Here is a 17,625-nt window from a genome sequence, read left to right on the forward strand (position 1 = left end):
GTCGGCGGCGACCGTGCGGCCCTCGCCGAGCGCCAGCGCGGCGACCCTGCCGACCGGGCCGGGGCGCAGCGCGCTGGTGGCCACCCCGAGGTACGGGGTGACGCCCAGCTCCTCGACGTAGCGGCAGAGCATCGCCCCGCCCGACTCGTCCACCTGCACCGGCATCAGCCGGGGCGCGAACTCGACCACGCTGGTCGCCAGCCCGAGCAGGCGCAGCGCGTTCGCCGCCTCCAGGCCGAGCAGGCCGCCGCCGATGACCGCCCCGGCCCGGCGCCCCTCGGCGTGCGCCCGGATCGCCGTCAGGTCGTCCAGCGTCCGGTAGCCGAACACCCCCGGCAGGTCGGTGCCGTCGACCGGGGGCACGAAGGGGTACGAGCCGGTGGCCAGCACCAGGGCGTCGTACGGGTGCTCGCCGGCCGCGGTGCGCACCACCCGCCGCTCCCGGTCGATCCCGAGGACCGGCTCGCCCAGCCGCAGCTCCACGCCGTCGTCGGGGGTGTGCAGGTTCAGCTCCTCGGCGCTCACCCCGTCGAAGAAGGCCGACAGTCGCACCCGGTCGTACGCCGGCCGCCGCTCCTCAGCGAGCACCGTCACCTGCCAGCGCCGGTCGTGGTCCCGGGCCCGCAGCGCCTCGACGAAGCGCTGCCCGACCATGCCGTTGCCGACGACCACCAGCCTGCCGCCGCTCATGGCGTCACCTCCGTTCTCGCTTCCCCGCTCGTGTTCACCGCGTCGCCGCCACCGGGTCCGCCCCGGCGAGCCAGTCGGCGATGCCGGCGACCGCGTCCCGGCACCCGCCGCAGCCGGTGGTGGCGCGGGTCGCCGCGGCGAGCTCCGCGACCGTCCGGGCGCCGGACCGCCAGCACGCCACCAGCGCGCCCTTGCTCACGTCGTTGCACTGGCACACCGTCGCCGCGTCCGGCATCAGCGCCGGGGAGGCGGCGGGGACGGCCGGGGCGGCGCCGAACGCCCGCCCGAGCAGCAGCGAGCGCCGGTCCGCCGGCACCGGGGCGCCCCGGTCGAAGAGCTGCACCACGGTGCCCACCGCCGGGTTGTCGCCGAGCAGGATCGCGCCGGTCAGCCGCTCGCCGCGGATCCGCAGCCGGGCGTACGTGCCCCGGGCCGGGTTGGCGAAGGTCAGCTCCTCGTCGGCCGGCCCGGCGGCCGTGGCGTCACCCATCGCGGCCAGGTCGATGCCGGCCGCCTTCAGCCGGGTCACCACCGGGCGGGGCCGGTACCGGGTCAGCCGGTCCGTCCCGGCCAGCACCTCGGCGACCACCCGGGCCTGCGCCCAGGCCGGGGCGACCAGCCCGGTCAGCACCCCGTCGTGCTGGGCGCAGTCGCCGATCGCCGAGATCCGCCGGTCGCTGGTGCGCAGCCGGTCGTCCACCACCACACCCCGCTCCACGGCCAGCCCGGCGTCGGCGGCCAGCGTGGTGTCGGGGCGTACGCCGCAGGAGAGCACCAGCAGGTCGGCGGTGAGTGCGCGGCCGTCGGCGAGGTCCAGGCGGACCCGGTCGCCGTCGGTGGCCACCGCGGTGGCCGCGACGGCCAGTTCGGCCCGGACCCCCAACCCGGCGAGGGCGCCGGCGAGGACCGCCCCGGCGGGCGGGTCGAGCTGCCGTTCCATCAGGTGGCCCATGGGGTGCACGACGGTCACGTCCAGCCCCCGGGCGGCGAGCCCCCGGGCCGCCTCCAGCCCGAGCAGGCCGCCGCCCAGCACCAGGGCGCTGCGGGCGCCCCGGGCGGCGGCCAGGATCCGCCGGCAGTCGTCCAGGGTGCGGAACGGGACCACCCGGTCGGGCGGCGGGTCCAGCCCGGGCAACGGCGGCACCACGGCCCGGCTGCCGGTGGCGAGGACCAGGTGGTCGTAGCCGATCCGGTCGCCGTCGGCGGTGCGTACCTCCCGGGCGGCCCGGTCGATCGCGGTCACCGCCACCCCGGTCCGCACGTCCACGCCCTGCCCGGCGACCTCCGCCAGCTCCACGTCCGGCTCGCCGATCTTCCCGGCCAGCAGGCTGGACAGCATGATCCGGTTGTACGCCCGGTGCGGCTCCGCCCCGAGCACGGTGACCTTCCGGTCCCCGTCCAAGGCGTGCAGCTCGGCGGCGAGCCGGGCGCCCGCCATCCCGTACCCGACGATGACCACCCGCTCGCTCATGCTCGCTCCACCCGGACGGCGCAGATCTTGAACTCCGGCATCCCGGAGACCGGGTCGACCGCGTCGTTGGTGACCGAGTTGGCTCGCGCCGCGCCCGGCCAGTGGAACGGTGCGAAGACGGTGTCCGGCCGGATCGCCGGGCTGAGCCGGGCCGGCGCGCGCAGCTCGCCCCGGCGGGAGACCACCCGTACCTCGTCCCCGTCGGCCACGCCGAGCCGCCCGGCCAGGTCGGGGTGCAGTTCGACGAAGCCGTCGGGCGCGGCCCGGCGCAGCGCCGCGACCCGCCGGGTCTGCGCGCCGGACTGGTAGTGGGCGAGCACCCGGCCGGTGGTGAAGTGCAGCGGATACTCGGCGCAGACCGGCTCGGCGGCCGGCCGGTGCCGCACCGGGTGGAACCGGGCCTGGCCGTCCGGGGTGGGGAACCGGTCGGCGAAGAGCCGGGGGGTGTCCGGCCCGGCCGGGTCGGGGCAGGGCCAGAAGACGCCGGTGTCGGCGTCGATCCGGTCCCAGGTGACCCCGGCGTAGTCGGCCGGCCCCCCGGCCGAGGCCCGCCGCAGCTCCGCGAAGACCGCACGCGGATCGGCCGGGAACGCCTCCTCCGGAGTTAGGAGGGGCCCCTTGTCATGCATTTCGCGATAAGAAGGGGCCCTTCCTTGCATCCGGGTGGCGAGGGCGGCGAGGACGGCCAGGTCGGTGCGGACGCCGGGCGGGGGCTCGCGCAGCGCCCGGCGGCGCAGCACCCGACCCTCCAGGTTGGTCATCGTGCCGTCCTCCTCGGCCCACTGCGCCACGGGCAGCACCACGTCGGCCAGCGCGGCCGTCTCGGAGCGCAGGAAGTCGGCGACCACCAGCAGGTCCAGGTCGCGCAGCCGGGACTCGATCCTTGCGGCGCGGGGCGCGGACACCACCGGGTTGGAGCCGAAGACGAGCAGTGCCCGGGGGCCGGTCGCGGTGCCGAGCGAGTCGAGCAGCTGGTAGGCCGGCACGCCGGGCCCGGGCAGCGACTCGGGGTCGACCCCCCACACCCCGGCCACGTGCGCCCGGGCCGCCGGGTCGTCGATCCGCCGGTAGCCGGGGAGCTGGTCGGCCTTCTGCCCGTGTTCCCGGCCGCCCTGCCCGTTGCCCTGTCCGGTCAGGCAGCCGTACCCGGAGCCGGGGCGGCCGGGCAGCCCGAGGGCGAGCGCCAGGTTGATGAAGGCGGTGACCGTGTCCACGCCCTTGGCGTGCTGCTCCGCGCCCCGGGCGGTGAGGATGATCGCCCGGTCCGCGGTGGCCAGCGCCCGGGCGGTGGCCTCCAGGTCGGCCACCGGGACCCCGGAGAGGCGTTCCACCTCGGCCGGCCAGTATCCGGCGACGGTCCGCCGGACCTCGTCGAAGCCGGTGGTCCGCTCCGCCACGTACGCCCGGTCGAGCCAGCCCTCGGTGAGCGCGATGTGCAGCAGCGCGTTGGCCACCGCGAGGTCGGTGCCGGGCAGCGGTTGCAGGTGCCGGGTGGCGTGCCGGGCGGTGGCGGTCAGCCGGGGGTCGACCACGATCAGCTGACCGCCCCGCTCGCGCTGGTCGGTGAGGTGCCGCAGCAGCGGTGGCATGGTCTCGGCGGGGTTGGCGCCGACCAGCAGCAGGGTGTCCGCCCGGCCGAGGTCGGCGAGGGGGAACGGCAGCCCCCGGTCGACGCCGAAGGCGCGCACGCCGGCGGCCGCCGCCGAGGACATGCACCAGCGTCCGTTGTAGTCGATGTGCCGGGTGCGCAGCGCCACCCGGGCGAACTTGCCGAGCGCGTACGCCTTCTCGTTGGTCAGCCCGCCACCGCCGAAGACGGCGACCGCGTCCCGGCCGTACCGGTCCTGGACGCTGCGGAGGCCGGCGGCCACCCGGTCCAGGGCCTCGTCCCAGCTCGCCGGGCGTAGTTCGGCGCCGGGCCGGTCCCGTAGCAGCGGGGTGGTCAGCCGGTCCGGGTGGTCGAGCAGGTCCGCCGCGGTCCAGCCCTTCTGGCAGAGGCCACCGCGGTTGGTGGGGAACTCGCGGGGAGCCACCTCGACCCGCCGGCCGGTCTCCCGCAGCACCATGCCGCACTGGAGGGCGCAGTACGGGCAGTGCGTGGCCGCCTCGCGGGGCGGCGCCCCCGGCAGCGTCGCGACGCGCGCACCGTCTGTCATGTCCGAGAAGCGTGCCGTCGGGCGGTTTCCGGTCCGGGTCCCTTCTGTTTCGGTCCTGTCAAGAGCGGCTCACACCGCACGGGGGTGACGGACCCGTCGGCGGGGTTTAGAATGTGGGACAACAATCCTGCATATTGGGAGGCGCGATGAGTGTGGCGGACGCGTTCGACGCGGTGGCGGGCAGCTACGACGCGGCCCGGCGCCGGCTGGTGCCCTGCTTCGACGCTTTCTACGGCACGGCGGTCGAGGTGGCGGCGCCGCCGCTGCGGGCCGCCCTCGCGGCCGGGCGGACCCCGGAGGTGCTCGACCTGGGCGCGGGCACCGGCCTGCTCTCCCTGCTGCTCGCCGCCGCGGTCTCCGGGATCCGGCTGACCCTGGTCGACGCCGCGCCCGGCATGCTCGCGGTGGCCACGGGCCACCTCGCGGCCCGCGACGTGCCGCACCGCACGGTGCTCGCCGACCTCACCGACCCGCTGCCCGCCGGCCGGTACGACGCGGTGGTCTCCGCGCTGGCCATCCACCACCTCGACGACGACGGCAAGCGGGCGCTCTACCGGCGCGCGGCCGACGCCCTGGTGCCCGGCGGGGTCTTCGTCAACGCCGAGCAGGTGGCCGGCCCGACCCCCGGCCTGGACCGGCGCTACGACGAGGTGTGGACCGCACAGATCACCGCGCTCGGCTCGGACGCGGAGGAGATCGCCGGGGCCCGGGAGCGGATGCGGCACGACCGCCCGGCGCCGGTGACCGCCCAGTGCGGGTGGCTCGCCGACGCCGGTCTGGTCGATGTGGACTGCTTCTTCAAGGAGTGGCGCTTCGCGGTCTTCGGCGGGCGGGCCACCGGACCGGTCGAGGCCCGGCCCGGGCCGTCTGATCGGCCGGAATCCGGGCGGCCCTGAGGGCGTCCACCGGCAAAGCGGGCTTTCTTCCGAATAGGCTCTAACCGGAAACTCCTCCGGGTGGTGGTCCGTGCCGGTGTGGCTTCCATCCCGACACGGACCGGACCGGCCGCCGCGGCGCTCCCGGCCGGCCCGGCAGCGAGGAGGCGGCAGATGGCGGGACGACTGGCCGGCACGGTGGCCCTGGTGACCGGTGCCAGCAGCGGCATCGGCGCGGCCACCGCGCGAGCGCTCGCCGAGGCCGGTGCGGCCGTCGCCGTGCTGGCCCGGCGGCGGGAACGGCTCGACGCCCTGACCGAGGAGATCCGCGCGGCGGGCGGGACGGCACTCGCCGTGGCGACCGACGTGACGGACCAGGAGCAGGCGGTCGGGGCCGTCGAGCGGGTCGTGGCCCGGCTCGGCCGGCTGGACACCGTGGTCAACAACGCCGGGCTGATGCTCGTCGGCCCGGTTGCCGACGCCCCGGAGGACGAATGGGACCGGATGCTCGCGGTCAACGTGCAGGGTCTGCTGCACGTCACCCGGGCCGCCCTGCCGCACCTGCTGCGGGCCGCCGAGGAGGGCCCCCGCCGGGTGGCGGACCTGGTCAACATCAGCTCCACCGCCGGCCGGGTGGCGCGGGCCGGGACCGCCGTCTACAACCTCACGAAGTTCGGCGTGAACGGCTTCTCCGAGGCACTGCGCCAGGAACTGGCGCCCAGGCGGGTCCGGGTGAGCCTGGTCGAGCCGGGCACGGTGGAGACCGAGCTGTCGTCGCACGTCCGGGACGGCGTACGGGAGGCGATCGTCAAGCAGCTCGAGGCGATGGAGCTGCTCCGGCCGGAAGACATCGCGGACGCCGTGACGTGGATCGTCACCCGGGACCGGCGGGTCGCGGTCAACGAGGTCCTCGTCCGGGCCGCCGAGCAGACCTGGTGAGGCGGCGGCGCCCGGTCACCGCCGTGCCTCGGCTCTGGCGGCGAGCCCGGCGGTTGATCACCGTCCCCGCGGTTCGACCGTCGCGGTGAACCGGGTGACCCGGGTGGGCAGCTCGGTGCCCCGGCGCACCGACTGGACCTCGGTACGGGTCCGCACCCGCAGCTCCAACCGGGTGACCCGGCCGGCGGTGATCCGGACCGGCACCCGTACCGGCTCGGGCGGAGCGACCTCGGCGCCGGCCGGCGGGCGCGCCTGGACCAGCACCTCGTGCTCGCCCGGCGGCAGCCGGTAGGCCCAGGTCCGCCAGGAGAACGGGCGGCGCTCGCCGTCGATCGACAGGACCGGCCACGGGATCCACGAGTTCGGGTCCTGCGCCGGCCGGGTGAGCGCGCCCAGCCCGTTCCACCGGTACTCCTGAACCGAGACGCCGGTGACCACGAGCGCGCCGTGCGCGGCGTCGGCCAGCCCCGCCGGCGGCTCGCCGTCGGCGAGGAACATCCCCCGCTCGGCACCGCGCACGTCCCCGGCGGCCTCCGCCGAGGCGGCCACCCGGCGGCGGCGGTCGATGGCGCGCTTGCCCCGGCTGACCAGCAGCGCCAGACCGATCATCACGGCGACCAGGCCGACGGTCGCCGCGGCGGCCACCGGGGTGCTGCCGGTGCGGGGCAGCAGCGGGAAGCCGAACGCGGCGAGCAGCGGCGCCACGATCACCCACGCCCCGGGGCCGGGCCGGCGGCGCACCGGCGGGCGGGTCAGCAGCCCCTCGACGATGCCGTACGACGCGGGCATGAAGTACTCCAGCTCGGCGATCTCGCCGGCCCGGACGGCCACCCGGCGCACCGACTCGGCCGACGCCGGGCCCCGCACCTCGACCAGGTGCTCGCCCGGCTCGACGACCGTGACCATCCGGCCGTAGCCGCGCCACATCGGACGGTCGTCCATCCCGACGGCCTTGAGCTGCACCCAGGTCGGCGGGTCGGCGGCCCGGGTGCGGACCCGGACCGACACGCCCGCCGCGCCCGGCGGCAGGGCGGGCGCGGGATCGCCCACCGGCCACGGCGCGACCGGCGCGTCCGGGTAGCCCTGTGCGGGCGTCAGCCGCTCCCAGCGGTTCACTTGTTCACGTCCAGGGCGTTGTCGATGTCCTGGTCAGACAGGTCGGCCTCCCCGGCGGCGTGGTTCTTCCAGAGCCCGGTACCGAGGTTGACCCCGGGGCCGGCGTAGCCGCCGGGATCCCGCAGGACGCCGCCGGTGATCCGGGCGACCGTGGACAGGACGGCGGCCGATCCCCGGAAGTCCACCACGCTCCTGCCCACCTTGGCCATCAGCGGCGCCGGGAGGACCCGGGTCAGCAGCTCCCGGATCCGGAGCAGCAGGGTGACCACCCGGTCCATCACCCGGACCGCGCGGGTGGTGGCGACCGTGGCCTGCACCCCGGTGGCCGCCCCCGCGGCCGCCACCGAGCCACCCATGGTCGGCGCCGCTGCCGCCATCGCGATAGCCCACTCGACGATCATCCACTCGATCAGGGTCGCCAGGATGCCGATGATGATCTGCTGGGCGGCGCCCATCAGCTTCGAGAAGAGGGTGAGCAGCCCCGAGATGGAGGCCGCCTCGCCGCCGGTGGCCTCGATCGCGTCGGCGAACTCAAGCAGCCGGGCCTTGGCGGCGGTGGCGTCCCGGCCGGCCCACTCGATCAGCTCGTCGGTGGCGGCCTGCCGGACGGCCCCGGCCAGCGGCACCAGCGCGCCGCCGAGCTGCTGCCACTGCTCCGCGTACGGCTCCATCCGCTCGGCGTTGCCGGTGACCAGGCTGAGCAGGTCCTCCAGCGGCTGTACGAAGTCGATGAGGAAGGTGAGGCCGGCGGAGATGAGCCAGTTCAGCGGGTCCACCGAGAACGCGAACGCGTTCGCGGCCAGGTCCGCCACGCCGGAGGTCACGTCCGACCACTCGTGCGCCTGGATGCCCGTGTAGATGTTCTTGGTGGCCTCGCCGAGTGGCAGGACGGAGTCCGGGCCGAGGTCGAACGCGTCCGTGATGCCGAGGTTTCCGGCGTACTGGCTGCCGTCGTCGCTGTTGTTGCTCAGGTAGGCGTCGTTGTCGTCGGTGCTCGTCACGAGGGGGTCGCTCCCGTTGTCGTCGGCTCGGCGCCGCTCACTTGCCGCCGGAGAGTTTGTCCTGGAAGCGGGCGAACGCCTGCTGCAGCTCCGCGTCCAGCTGCTGGTACCGGTCGGCGCTCGCCCGGATCGCGCCGCCCTGCGACCGGAGCGCCGTCGAGATCGTCCGGATGTGGTCCCGGGTCTGCTCGGCCTTGCCGTCGTACCAGCCCTTCATGAGCAGACCGAGGGCACCCCAGAGCACCTCCGGCGGGTCGGCGGCGGCCAGGCCGTCGGCGATCTGGTCCGCGCTGGTGGCGAGCGCCGTCATCACCTCGGCGGTGCTGGTCAGCTTGTCGGACGGGACGACGACGCCGTCACCCACGGTGGTCTCCTCTCGGCCCGGTCACCAGCGCCGGTCGCGGCGCTGGTCGACGCTGTCACGCACGTGCTCGGGGATCGCCTCGCGGACCAGGTCCAGGGTGGGTACGCCGCCCAGCTCGGCGCCCAGCTCGGCGAGCTTGAGCGCGCGGGCGGCCTGGGCCTGCCGGATGGCCCCGAGGACCATGCCGGCGAGCAGGGTGCCGTGCCGCAGCGCCGCGTCGGTGATGTCCACCCTCGACACCTGGCCGTTCTCGTCGACCTCGACCCGGACGCCGCCGTCGGTGGAGAAGCCCTCGCCGGTCAGCCCGCCGGCCTGCTCGGCGAAGCGCTCGTACCGCTCCGCCATGGCGCGGTTGCGTTCCCGGATCCCGTCCAGGAACGCCAGCACCTCGTCCGGGTCGTGGAACCGCGCGCTCATTCGGTCGGCTCCTCGGCCCGCTCCAGCTCCGCCCGCAGCTGGGCGGGGGTCGGCAACGGGGCGAACGGGTCGCGCACCCGGCCCCCGGTGAGTTCGGCGAGCGTCTCGGCCAGGTCCCGCTGGAGCAGCGCGTTCGCCTCCCGGATGGTGCGGACCACCAGCGCCCCCAGCTCGGCCCCGGTGTACCGGGCGGCCCGGGCGGTGAACTGGAGGTCGCGGACCGCCCCGCCGGGGCCGACCACCACTGTGACCGCGTGGTCGTCGCTGGTCAGTTCCGTGGCCGCCGCCGTGACCGCCTCCCGTACCCGGCGCGCCCGTTCGGCGATGACGTCCGGCTCCACGGCTCGTGCTCCCTCCGATCCGGGGTGAGGTCCGGATCATCGAGAACCCTAGGGGCGGACGGGGTTTCCTGTCCGCCCCGACCGGATCGGGTGATCGGCTGACCCGCCGGCTCGGGCGACCGTCCCCGGCGCCGGCCCACCCGGGCGGGATGTCCGGTTCGCCGGCCGGCGCGAGGACGGATGACTGGCGGTCATACCAGTGGGTAATCTCTCCCGCATGACCGCCAAGGTGACATTGTCGTTCTCGGACGAGACGATCGAGGAGGCGCGCCGGTTCGCCAAGCGGGAAGGGCTCTCCCTCTCCGCCTGGATGGACCAGGCCGCCCGGGAGAAGGCGCTGCGCGAGGTCTTCACCGCGCACGCCGCCGCCGTCGGCCGGGCCGGACTCGACCTGGAGTCCGCGGCCCTGGCCGACGACCAGGAGGCCGCGCTGGTCGACGACGCGCTCTTCGGCGGTGGGCGACCGCGTGCTGCGTAGGGGAGAGGTCTGGCGTATCTCGGGCGCCCGGGAACGCCTCGGTCTGGTGATCAGCTCCGACGTCTACAACTCCACCGACGTGCCGATCGTGATGGTGGCCGAGGTGGTCGAGGAATCCCTGCTGCGGGACTCGCCGCTCGCCGTGCCGATGGGCGGGTACGTGGTGATGCCCGACCGGCTCTCCTCGCCGATGAAGAAGTGGTTCACCGAGTGCGTGGACGTGGCCGACACCGAGACCATGCAGCGGGTGGGCCGGGCCCTGCGGATCCTCCAGGAGCTGTGACCGGCTCACCGCCGCGCCGCGGCGGACGTGCGATCTCCGTTTCCGGAACGACCCCGGACGGGCACGACCGGGAAACCGCCCCTTCCTAGCGTCCCCCTCGTCGTCGACGAGGAGGAGTCGCCCGTGAGCACGCTCGCTTCCACCCCGACCCTGGCTCCGGCCGCCGGCGGCCGCCGGCCGATCACCGACTGGCGCCCCGAGGACCCCGAGTTCTGGGCCACGACCGGGGCCCCGGTCGCGCGCCGCAACCTGTACGTCTCGATCTTCGCCGAGCACGTCGGCTTCTCCGTGTGGAGCCTCTGGTCGGTGCTGGTGCTCTTCCTCGGCCCGGAGTACGGCATCGACCCGGCCGGGAAGTTCCTCCTCACCGCCGTGCCGGCCGCGCTCGGCGCGGTGCTGCGGCTGCCGTACACCCTCGCGGTGGCCCGGTTCGGCGGCCGGAACTGGACCATCGTGAGCGCGCTGCTGCTGCTGGTGCCGGCCGTCCCCATGGCGCTGCTGATCGAGCCCGGGGTGTCGTACCCCACGCTGATGGTGCTGGCCTGCCTGACCGGGGTCGGCGGGGGCAACTTCGCCTCCTCGATGGCGAACATCAACCTGTTCTTCCCGGACCGGCTCAAGGGGCGGGCGCTGGGGCTGAACGCCGGCGGCGGGAACCTCGGCGTGCCGGCGGTGCAACTGGTCGGGCTCGCGGTGCTGGCCACCGCCGGGGCCGCGTACCCCCGGCTGGTGCCGGCGGTCTACCTGCCGCTGATCGTGCTCGCGGCGCTCGCGGCGGCGCGCTGGCTGGACAACGTCCCGGGCGTGCGCAACGAGCCGGGCGCGCTGCGCGCGGCGGCCCGCGACCCGCACACCTGGGTCATGTCCCTGCTCTACGTGGGCACCTTCGGCTCGTTCATCGGCTTCGGCTTCGCCTTCGGCCAGGTGCTCCAACTCCAGTTCCATGACCGGTTCCCGACCGCGGTCGACGCCGCCTGGCTGACCTTCCTCGGTCCGCTGATCGGGTCGCTGATCCGGCCGGTCGGCGGCCAGCTCGCCGACCGGCTCGGCGGGGCCCGGGTGACCTTCTGGAACTTCGTCGCGATGGCCGCCGGCGCCGGGCTGGTGCTGTACGCCGCCCGGGACCGGTCCTTCCCGCTCTACGTGGCCGGGTTCCTGGCGCTCTTCGTCTTCTCCGGGGTCGGCAACGGCTCGACGTACAAGATGATCCCGGCGATCTTCCGGGCGCGGGCGGCGACGGAGGCGGCACTGACCGGCGACCGGGCGGCGGCCGAGCGGCGGGCGCGCCGGCTCTCCGGGGCCCTGATCGGCATCGCCGGGGCGGTCGGCGCCTCGGGCGGGGTGCTGGTGAACATGGCCTTCCGGCAGTCCTTCCTCGCTGCCGGCAACGCGGACGCGGCCTACCTCGCCTTCATCGGCTGGTACGCGCTCTGCTTCGCGGTGACCTGGGTGGCGTACCTGCGTCCGGGTCGGCGTAAGCTGTCCGGCGTGTGACCTGCGCCATGCGTGAATGCGCAGGCCACGCGGGGTGACACCCCGTTTTGACCTGCCGCCGGGCGGCCGGGTATCGTTGCCTGCTGTTGTACGACATTCAGAGGCGTGCCGCATCAGGTACGCTTGGTCGTTCGTGCGCGCCTGGTCACCTCGGCGCGCGACCCCAGACCGACGACGAGACAAGGTAGACCTGTGCGTACGTACAGCCCGAAGCCGGGTGAGATCGAGCGTCAGTGGCACGTCATCGACGCCTCTGATGTCGTGCTGGGCCGCCTGGCGACCCACGCCGCCACGCTGCTGCGTGGTAAGCACAAGCCGACTTTCGCGCCGCACGTCGACACGGGCGACTTCGTCGTCATCGTGAACGCGGGCAAGGTCGCGCTGACCGGCAACAAGCGCCAGCAGAAGATCGCCTACCGCCACTCCGGCTACCCGGGTGGTCTGAAGCAGGTCGGCTACGACGAGCTGCTGACCAAGCGGCCCGAGCGGGCCATCGAGCTGGCCGTGAAGGGCATGCTCCCGCACAACAAGCTGGGCCGTCAGCTGATCAAGAAGCTGAAGGTCTACGCCGGTGCCGAGCACCCGCACGGCGCGCAGCAGCCGGTGCCGTTCGAGATCAAGCAGATCGCGCAGTGAGCGCGGGCGAAGGAATCAGCATGACCGACATCACCGCCACCGAGGTTGCCCCTGAGGCCACCGAGGCGCCGGCGCCCGTCGCCCGCGCGCCTCGTGGCGACCGCCCGATCCAGACCGTGGGTCGGCGCAAGGAGGCCATCGTCCGGGTTCGCATCGTCCCCGGCAGCGGCAAGATCACCTGCAACGGCCGCGACCTCGAGGCCTACTTCCCGAGCAAGGTGCACCAGCAGCTGATCAAGGACCCGCTGGTCACCGCCGAGAAGGCCGAGGCCTTCGACGTCATCGCCAACCTGCGTGGCGGCGGCACCACCGGCCAGGCCGGCGCGCTGCGTCTCGCCATCGCCCGGGCGCTGATCGTCAGCGAGCCGGACGACCGCCCGGCCCTGAAGAAGGCCGGCTTCCTGACCCGTGACGCCCGGGTCAAGGAGAGCAAGAAGTACGGCCTCAAGAAGGCCCGTAAGGCTCCTCAGTACTCGAAGCGCTGATCACCACCAGCGCCTTGTACTTCTGACGGACGGCCGGGTCCGCCTCCCCTCGCGGGAGGTGGGCCCGGCCGTTCCGCTTTTCTCCTTCTTCAGGCAGTCCCATCGGAGGGTGGCGGTATGGGCCGGTTGTTCGGCACGGACGGCGTACGCGGGCGGGCGAACGCGGATCTGACTCCGGAGTTGGCGCTCGCGGTGGCGGTGGCCGCCGCCCACACGCTGGCCGAGACGGACCGGAGTCATCCCCCGCTCGCCGTGGTCGGCCGGGACACCCGGGCCAGCGGCGAGATGCTGGAGGCCGCGGTGGTGGCCGGGCTCACCAGCGCCGGCGCCAACGTGGTGCGGGTCGGCGTGCTGCCCACCCCGGCGGTGGCCTTCCTCACCGCCGAGGCCAAGGCCGACCTGGGCGTGATGCTCTCCGCCTCGCACAACCCGATGCCGGACAACGGCATCAAGCTCTTCGCCGCGGGCGGGCACAAGCTGCCGGACGAGATCGAGATGCGGATCGAGGCGGCCGTCGAGGCGAACGCCGCCACCGCCTGGGAGCGGCCGACCGGCGCCGGCGTGGGTCGGGTGCACGACCTGCTCGACGGCGCCGACCACTACGTCCAGCACCTCGTGGGCACCGTGCCGCACCGGCTGGACGGGATCAAGGTGGTGGTCGACTGCGCCAACGGGGCGGCCGCCGAGGTCGCGCCGGTGGCGTACCAGGAGGCGGGCGCCGAGGTCGTCGCGATCCACGCGGAGCCGGACGGCCTCAACATCAACGACGAGTGCGGCTCGAACCATATCGAGGCGCTGCGCGCCGCCGTGGTGGAGCACGGTGCGCACCTCGGCATCGCCCACGACGGCGACGCCGACCGCTGCGTCGCGGTGACCGCCGACGGCGACGAGGTCGACGGCGACCAGGTGATGGCGATCCTGGCCCTGGCCATGCGGGAGGCCGGCGAGCTGACCCAGGACACCCTGGTCGCCACCGTGATGAGCAACCTCGGCCTCCGCCTGGCCATGTCCGCGCAGGGCATCCGGCTGGTCGAGACCAAGGTCGGTGACCGGTACGTGCTGGAGGAGCTGCGCGCCTCGGGCCTCGCCCTCGGCGGCGAGCAGAGCGGGCACATCGTGATGCCCGCGTACGCCACCACCGGCGACGGGGTGCTCACCGCGCTGCACCTGATGTCCCGGATGGCGGCCACCGGCAAGTCCCTGGCCGAGCTGGCCGCCGTGGTGACCAAGCTGCCCCAGGTGCTGATCAACGTCCCGGTCGGCGACCGGACCGTCGGTTCGGCCGCGCCGGCCGTCCGCGCCGAGGTGGAGCGGGCCGAGGCCGAGCTGGGCGAGACCGGCCGGGTGCTGCTCCGCCCGTCCGGCACCGAGCCGCTGGTCCGGGTCATGGTCGAGGCGGCCAGCGAGCCGGTCGCCCGCGCCGTCGCCGAGCGCATCGCGGAGCAGGTCCGCACCGCCAGCCCGGTCGCCTGACGAGGGCGTCGGCCTGGTCCCGAGCTTGGCGACCGCCCGTCCGTTCGGTGACTGCCCGTCCGGGTGAGCGACGGCGGCCCTGCCGTCGTCGGCTGCCCCGCCCGGGGCGGGCGGGCCTCCCGGGTCGGGACGCTACGAACTTGATGACGTGAGTGAGTCACCCGACGTGTCGCCCGGCCCGGCACGCCGGACCTCGGCGGGTCTGCCGATGCTGGGAGGGCGACCCGCGATGATCTGTCGATCGCGGTCCGCCCTGAGGGCGGGTGATGCGTACACGTCATCAAGTTCGTAGCCTGCGACAGGTGGTGCCCGGCCCGCCGGTGTGGGCGCCGAGGCGACCACCGGTGTCCGTACCCGTACCCGTACCCGTTGCCGGCGCGGCGGCCGGCGTCCCGCCCGCCGGCGATCGGGCGAAACCGCCGTCCGCCGGGACGGCCGAAGTCAGGAGCGCGGCAGGCGGCGCAGGAAGCGGTCGGCCAGGTCGACGACCTGGTCGGCGTCCAGTTCCAGCGCCGGGCCGGCCACCGTCACCTCGGCCAGCGCGATCCCGGGCATCTCGGTGTCCCGCCAGCCGCCGACGAACCACGCCTTCTCCTCCTCGGCGAGGGCGAGGGCGGCCTCGTTCAGCGCGTCGGCCGGATGCGGCAGCCAGAGCCGGAACTGGTGGGTGTGCGGCGGCGCCGGGTGGACCCGCGCGCCGGGCAGGGTGGCCAGCGCGGCGGCCACCACCTTCGCGTGCGCCACGTAGCCGGGCAGCCGGGGCAGCTCATGGGCCAGGCCGGCGAGCGCGGCGAGGGCGGCCGGCCACTGCTGGAAGAGGTTCCCGCCGTGCCGGTGCCGCCAGGCGCGGGCGTAGCGGACCAGCTCCGCGTCGCCGGCCAGCGCCGCCCCGGAGTGGCCCTTGAGGGACTTGTAGAACGAGACGTACGTGCTGTCCGCCAGGGCCGCGATCTCGGCGAGCGGGTGCGCCAGGTGGACGGCCGACTCCCAGAGCCGGGCCCCGTCCAGGTGCACCCGGGCGCCCCGCTCCCGGGCCGCCGCCACCACCGCGGTCAGCTCGTCCCAGCTGGGCAGCACGAACCCGGCGTCCCGCAGCGGCAGCTCCAGCATCAGCGTGCCGATCGGCTCGTCGAGCGCGGCCACCTCCTCGGCGGTCGGGTTGCGCGGCGCGTCGGTGGTCCGCACCGTACGGAGACCGGCGAGCAGCACGAGCGCGTCCCGCTCGTGCAGCACCGGATGGCTGAGCGGGTGCAGGCCGACGCCGTGCCGGCCGGTCAGCTCGGCGCCGTACCGCAGGGCGATCTGCTGGGCCATGGTGCCGGTGGGGAAGAAGGCGACCGCCTCGCTGCCGAGCAGCTCGGCGACCCGGCCCTCCAGCTCCTCGACCGGGCCGCCCTCGACGTAGAAGTCCGGCACCGGGTCCTCGGTGACCGCCTCCCCGATCACCGCGAGCTGCTCCCGCACCGATGCCGGCCGGATCCCGGAGAGCATCGTGTCGCAGCCGCGCTGGGCCGTGAACCGGCGTACCAGCTTCGCGCGCTCGTCGCTCACGCTTCCTCCTTCAACCGGCGCAGCCGGGCCACCGCCTCGGTCAGCACCTCCGGCCGCTTGCAGAAGGCGAACCGGACCAGGCGTCGCCCGGCCTCGGCGTCGTCGTAGAAGACCTGGGTCGGCACCGCCACCACGCCGCACCGCTCCGGCAGCGACCGGCAGAACTTCACCCCGTCCCGGCCGCCGAGCCTACTCACGTCGGCGGTGACGAAGTAGGTGCCCTCCGGCGTGAGCACCTCGAACCCGGCGTCGCGCAGGCCGGCGACGAGCTGGTCCCGCCGCCGCTGCAGGCCGGCGGCGAACTCCGCGAAGTAGGCGTCCGGCAGGCCGAGCGCCACCGCGACGGCCGGTTGCAGCGGCCCGGCGTTGACGAAGGTGAGGAACTGCTTCACCCGGAGCACCGCGGAGACCAGCGGAGCCGGCCCGCTCAGCCAGCCGACCTTCCAGCCCGTGCAGGAGAAGGTCTTGCCGGCCGAGGAGATGCGCAGCGTCCGCTCCCGCATCCCGGGCAGGGTCGCCAGCGGCACGTGTGGCGCGGCGGCGTCGGTGAAGACCAGGTGCTCGTACACCTCGTCGGTGACCGCGTACGCGTCGTGCTCCCGGCACAGCTCGGCCACCAGGGCCAGCTCCTGCGGGCTGAACACCTTGCCGGTCGGGTTGTGCGGCGAGTTGAGCAGCACCATCCGGGTCCGCGGCCCGAACGCGGCGCGCAGCTCCGCCGGGTCGAAGGCGTACCGGCCGTCGGCGGCGGGCCGCAACGTGACCGGGCGGCGGACCGCGCCGGCCAGGGCGATCGAGGCCGCGTACGAGTCGTAGTACGGCTCGAAGCAGACCACCTCGTCGCCCGGCTCGCAGAGCGCCAGGATGCTGGCGGCGATCGCCTCGGTGGCGCCGGCCGTCACCACGATCTCGCCGTCCGGGTCGTACTCCAGTCCCCAGAACCGGCGCTGCTGGGCCGCCACGGCCGCGCGCAGCGCCGGGATGCCCGGGCCCGGCGGGTACTGGTTGTGGCCGGTCCGCAGCGCCTCGGCGGCCGCCGCGAGCATCTCCGGCGGCCCGTCCGTGTCCGGGAAGCCCTGCCCCAGGTTGACCGCGCCGGTACGCACGGCGAGCGCGGACATCTCGGCGAAGATGGTGGTGCCGAACGGCCGCATCCGGGCCACCAGCGGATCGGTCGTCGTCGTCACGCGCGCCAGCCTACGGGCCGCCGCCGCCCTGGCAAGCGCGCCGCCGGGCTCCTACCAACCGAAGCAGGTCGCGCCGTAGTCGTCGGTGTCCGTGGAGACGACCTTCCCGTCGATGGTGATCCGGCAGCCCACGGTGTCGCTCTCCGCCTCCTCGCCGGGCTGGACGAGCACCTGGACCCGCTCCCGGTCGTCGGCGCTGATCGCCAGCCGCCACGGCGACGCCACCTCCTCGTACTCGAGGAAGTCGCCGTTGGCGTCGTAGAACTGAATGTCCACCGGGCCGGCACCGGTCACCTCGTAGACCACCGAGAACCGGCCGGTCCCGGCGGAGGGGGTGACCGCGGGACTCCGGGTGGGCGTCGCCGCGGGGGACTCCCCGTCCGCGCCGGCCGTGTCGTCCAGCTCGGTCGGCCAGGGCCCCTCGTCAGGACCCGCCTCGCCCTCGGTGAGGCTGCCGAGCACGCCCACGCCGAGGCAGCCGCAGACGGCGAGCACCACGACGGCAACCACGGTGACGACGACGGCGACGATCCGGCCACCACCGGTGCCGCCCGGCGCGCCACCCGGATACGCGTACGGCGGCGGGTAGCCGGGCGGCGGCCAGCTCGCCGGGCCGTAGCCCGCGTACCCCGGCCCGGGGTGGACCGGCGACGGGCCGAGCGGCGTGC

The 17,625-nt window shown here is 74.8% G+C and carries 19 protein-coding genes; 8 read left to right on the forward strand and 11 right to left on the reverse strand.

From position 1 onward, the window contains the following. From ACWEVO_RS09530 to ACWEVO_RS09540, 3 genes are all read right to left on the reverse strand, one after another. A partial coding sequence (locus ACWEVO_RS09530) for an NAD(P)/FAD-dependent oxidoreductase (RefSeq protein WP_452307099.1) occupies nt 1-690 on the reverse strand: 690 nt, incomplete at its 3' end. 34 nt (nt 691-724) lie between these two features. Then, entirely contained in the window at nt 725-2,161 is a 1,437-nt protein-coding gene (locus tag ACWEVO_RS09535; protein WP_452307100.1) for an FAD-dependent oxidoreductase, read from the reverse strand. Further along, nucleotides 2,158-4,317: a molybdopterin oxidoreductase family protein gene (locus ACWEVO_RS09540; protein ID WP_452307101.1), complete on the reverse strand. Its 2,160-nt coding sequence runs from the start codon at nt 4,315-4,317 to the stop codon at nt 2,158-2,160. The genes ACWEVO_RS09535 and ACWEVO_RS09540 overlap by 4 nt, the downstream gene beginning before the upstream one ends. A gap of 146 nt (nt 4,318-4,463) precedes the next feature. On the opposite strand from ACWEVO_RS09540, the gene ACWEVO_RS09545 reads away from it, so the two are divergent. Both ACWEVO_RS09545 and ACWEVO_RS09550 read left to right on the forward strand, forming a co-directional pair. After that, entirely contained in the window at nt 4,464-5,213 is a 750-nt protein-coding gene (locus tag ACWEVO_RS09545) for a class I SAM-dependent methyltransferase (RefSeq protein WP_452307102.1), read from the forward strand. Nucleotides 5,214-5,366: 153 nt separating this feature from the next. After that, nucleotides 5,367-6,131, forward strand: a complete 765-nt coding sequence (locus ACWEVO_RS09550) for an SDR family NAD(P)-dependent oxidoreductase (protein ID WP_452307103.1) — start codon at nt 5,367-5,369, stop codon at nt 6,129-6,131. A gap of 57 nt (nt 6,132-6,188) precedes the next feature. Here ACWEVO_RS09550 and ACWEVO_RS09555 read toward each other — a convergent pair whose 3' ends face one another. The 5 genes from ACWEVO_RS09555 to ACWEVO_RS09575 are packed head-to-tail and all read right to left on the reverse strand — an operon-like array spanning nt 6,189 to nt 9,370. Continuing rightward, entirely contained in the window at nt 6,189-7,247 is a 1,059-nt protein-coding gene (locus tag ACWEVO_RS09555; protein ID WP_452307104.1) for an LPXTG cell wall anchor domain-containing protein, read from the reverse strand. Further along, nucleotides 7,244-8,248, reverse strand: coding sequence for a hypothetical protein (locus ACWEVO_RS09560; RefSeq protein ID WP_452307105.1), 1,005 nt, complete (start codon nt 8,246-8,248; stop codon nt 7,244-7,246). The genes ACWEVO_RS09555 and ACWEVO_RS09560 overlap by 4 nt, the downstream gene beginning before the upstream one ends. A gap of 37 nt (nt 8,249-8,285) precedes the next feature. Continuing rightward, nucleotides 8,286-8,612: a hypothetical protein gene (locus ACWEVO_RS09565; protein ID WP_452307106.1), complete on the reverse strand. Its 327-nt coding sequence runs from the start codon at nt 8,610-8,612 to the stop codon at nt 8,286-8,288. 21 nt (nt 8,613-8,633) lie between these two features. After that, a complete protein-coding gene (locus tag ACWEVO_RS09570) occupies nt 8,634-9,029 on the reverse strand; it encodes a YbaB/EbfC family nucleoid-associated protein (protein ID WP_452307107.1) in 396 nt (131 codons plus the stop codon). Beyond that, complete coding sequence (locus ACWEVO_RS09575) at nt 9,026-9,370, reverse strand: YbaB/EbfC family nucleoid-associated protein (protein ID WP_452307108.1); 345 nt, start codon at nt 9,368-9,370, stop codon at nt 9,026-9,028. Before ACWEVO_RS09575 ends, ACWEVO_RS09570 begins: the two co-directional genes overlap by 4 nt. 217 nt (nt 9,371-9,587) lie before the next feature. Here ACWEVO_RS09575 and ACWEVO_RS09580 point away from each other — a divergent pair, with 217 nt between their 5' ends. From ACWEVO_RS09580 to glmM, 6 genes are all read left to right on the forward strand, one after another. Continuing rightward, a complete protein-coding gene (locus tag ACWEVO_RS09580) occupies nt 9,588-9,848 on the forward strand; it encodes a DUF6364 family protein (protein WP_452307109.1) in 261 nt (86 codons plus the stop codon). After that, entirely contained in the window at nt 9,826-10,131 is a 306-nt protein-coding gene (locus tag ACWEVO_RS09585; protein WP_199737173.1) for a hypothetical protein, read from the forward strand. The genes ACWEVO_RS09580 and ACWEVO_RS09585 overlap by 23 nt, the downstream gene beginning before the upstream one ends. A gap of 123 nt (nt 10,132-10,254) precedes the next feature. Continuing rightward, nucleotides 10,255-11,625 (forward strand): MFS transporter, encoded by a 1,371-nt coding sequence (locus tag ACWEVO_RS09590; RefSeq protein WP_452307110.1) that lies wholly within the window; start codon nt 10,255-10,257, stop codon nt 11,623-11,625. 192 nt (nt 11,626-11,817) lie between these two features. Further along, a complete protein-coding gene (rplM, locus tag ACWEVO_RS09595) occupies nt 11,818-12,261 on the forward strand; it encodes a 50S ribosomal protein L13 (RefSeq protein WP_089005245.1) in 444 nt (147 codons plus the stop codon). Nucleotides 12,262-12,281: 20 nt separating this feature from the next. Continuing rightward, a complete protein-coding gene (gene rpsI / locus ACWEVO_RS09600) occupies nt 12,282-12,746 on the forward strand; it encodes a 30S ribosomal protein S9 (protein ID WP_030501567.1) in 465 nt (154 codons plus the stop codon). Between the two features lie 117 nt (nt 12,747-12,863). Continuing rightward, nucleotides 12,864-14,219, forward strand: coding sequence for a phosphoglucosamine mutase (gene glmM, locus ACWEVO_RS09605; protein WP_452307111.1), 1,356 nt, complete (start codon nt 12,864-12,866; stop codon nt 14,217-14,219). A 441-nt stretch (nt 14,220-14,660) separates the two neighbouring features. Here glmM and ACWEVO_RS09610 read toward each other — a convergent pair whose 3' ends face one another. From ACWEVO_RS09610 to ACWEVO_RS09620, 3 genes are all read right to left on the reverse strand, one after another. Then, entirely contained in the window at nt 14,661-15,770 is a 1,110-nt protein-coding gene (locus tag ACWEVO_RS09610) for a threonine aldolase family protein (RefSeq protein WP_452307112.1), read from the reverse strand. Next, nucleotides 15,767-16,957 carry a pyridoxal phosphate-dependent aminotransferase gene (locus ACWEVO_RS09615; RefSeq protein WP_452307113.1) on the reverse strand — a complete coding sequence of 397 codons (1,191 nt, stop codon included), beginning with the start codon at nt 16,955-16,957 and terminating at the stop codon, nt 15,767-15,769. Before ACWEVO_RS09615 ends, ACWEVO_RS09610 begins: the two co-directional genes overlap by 4 nt. Before the next feature lie 51 nt (nt 16,958-17,008). Beyond that, on the reverse strand, nt 17,009-17,625 hold a 617-nt coding region (locus tag ACWEVO_RS09620; RefSeq protein WP_452307114.1), incomplete at its 5' end, for an MmpS family transport accessory protein.

The organism is Micromonospora sp. NPDC003776 (assembly GCF_053605645.1).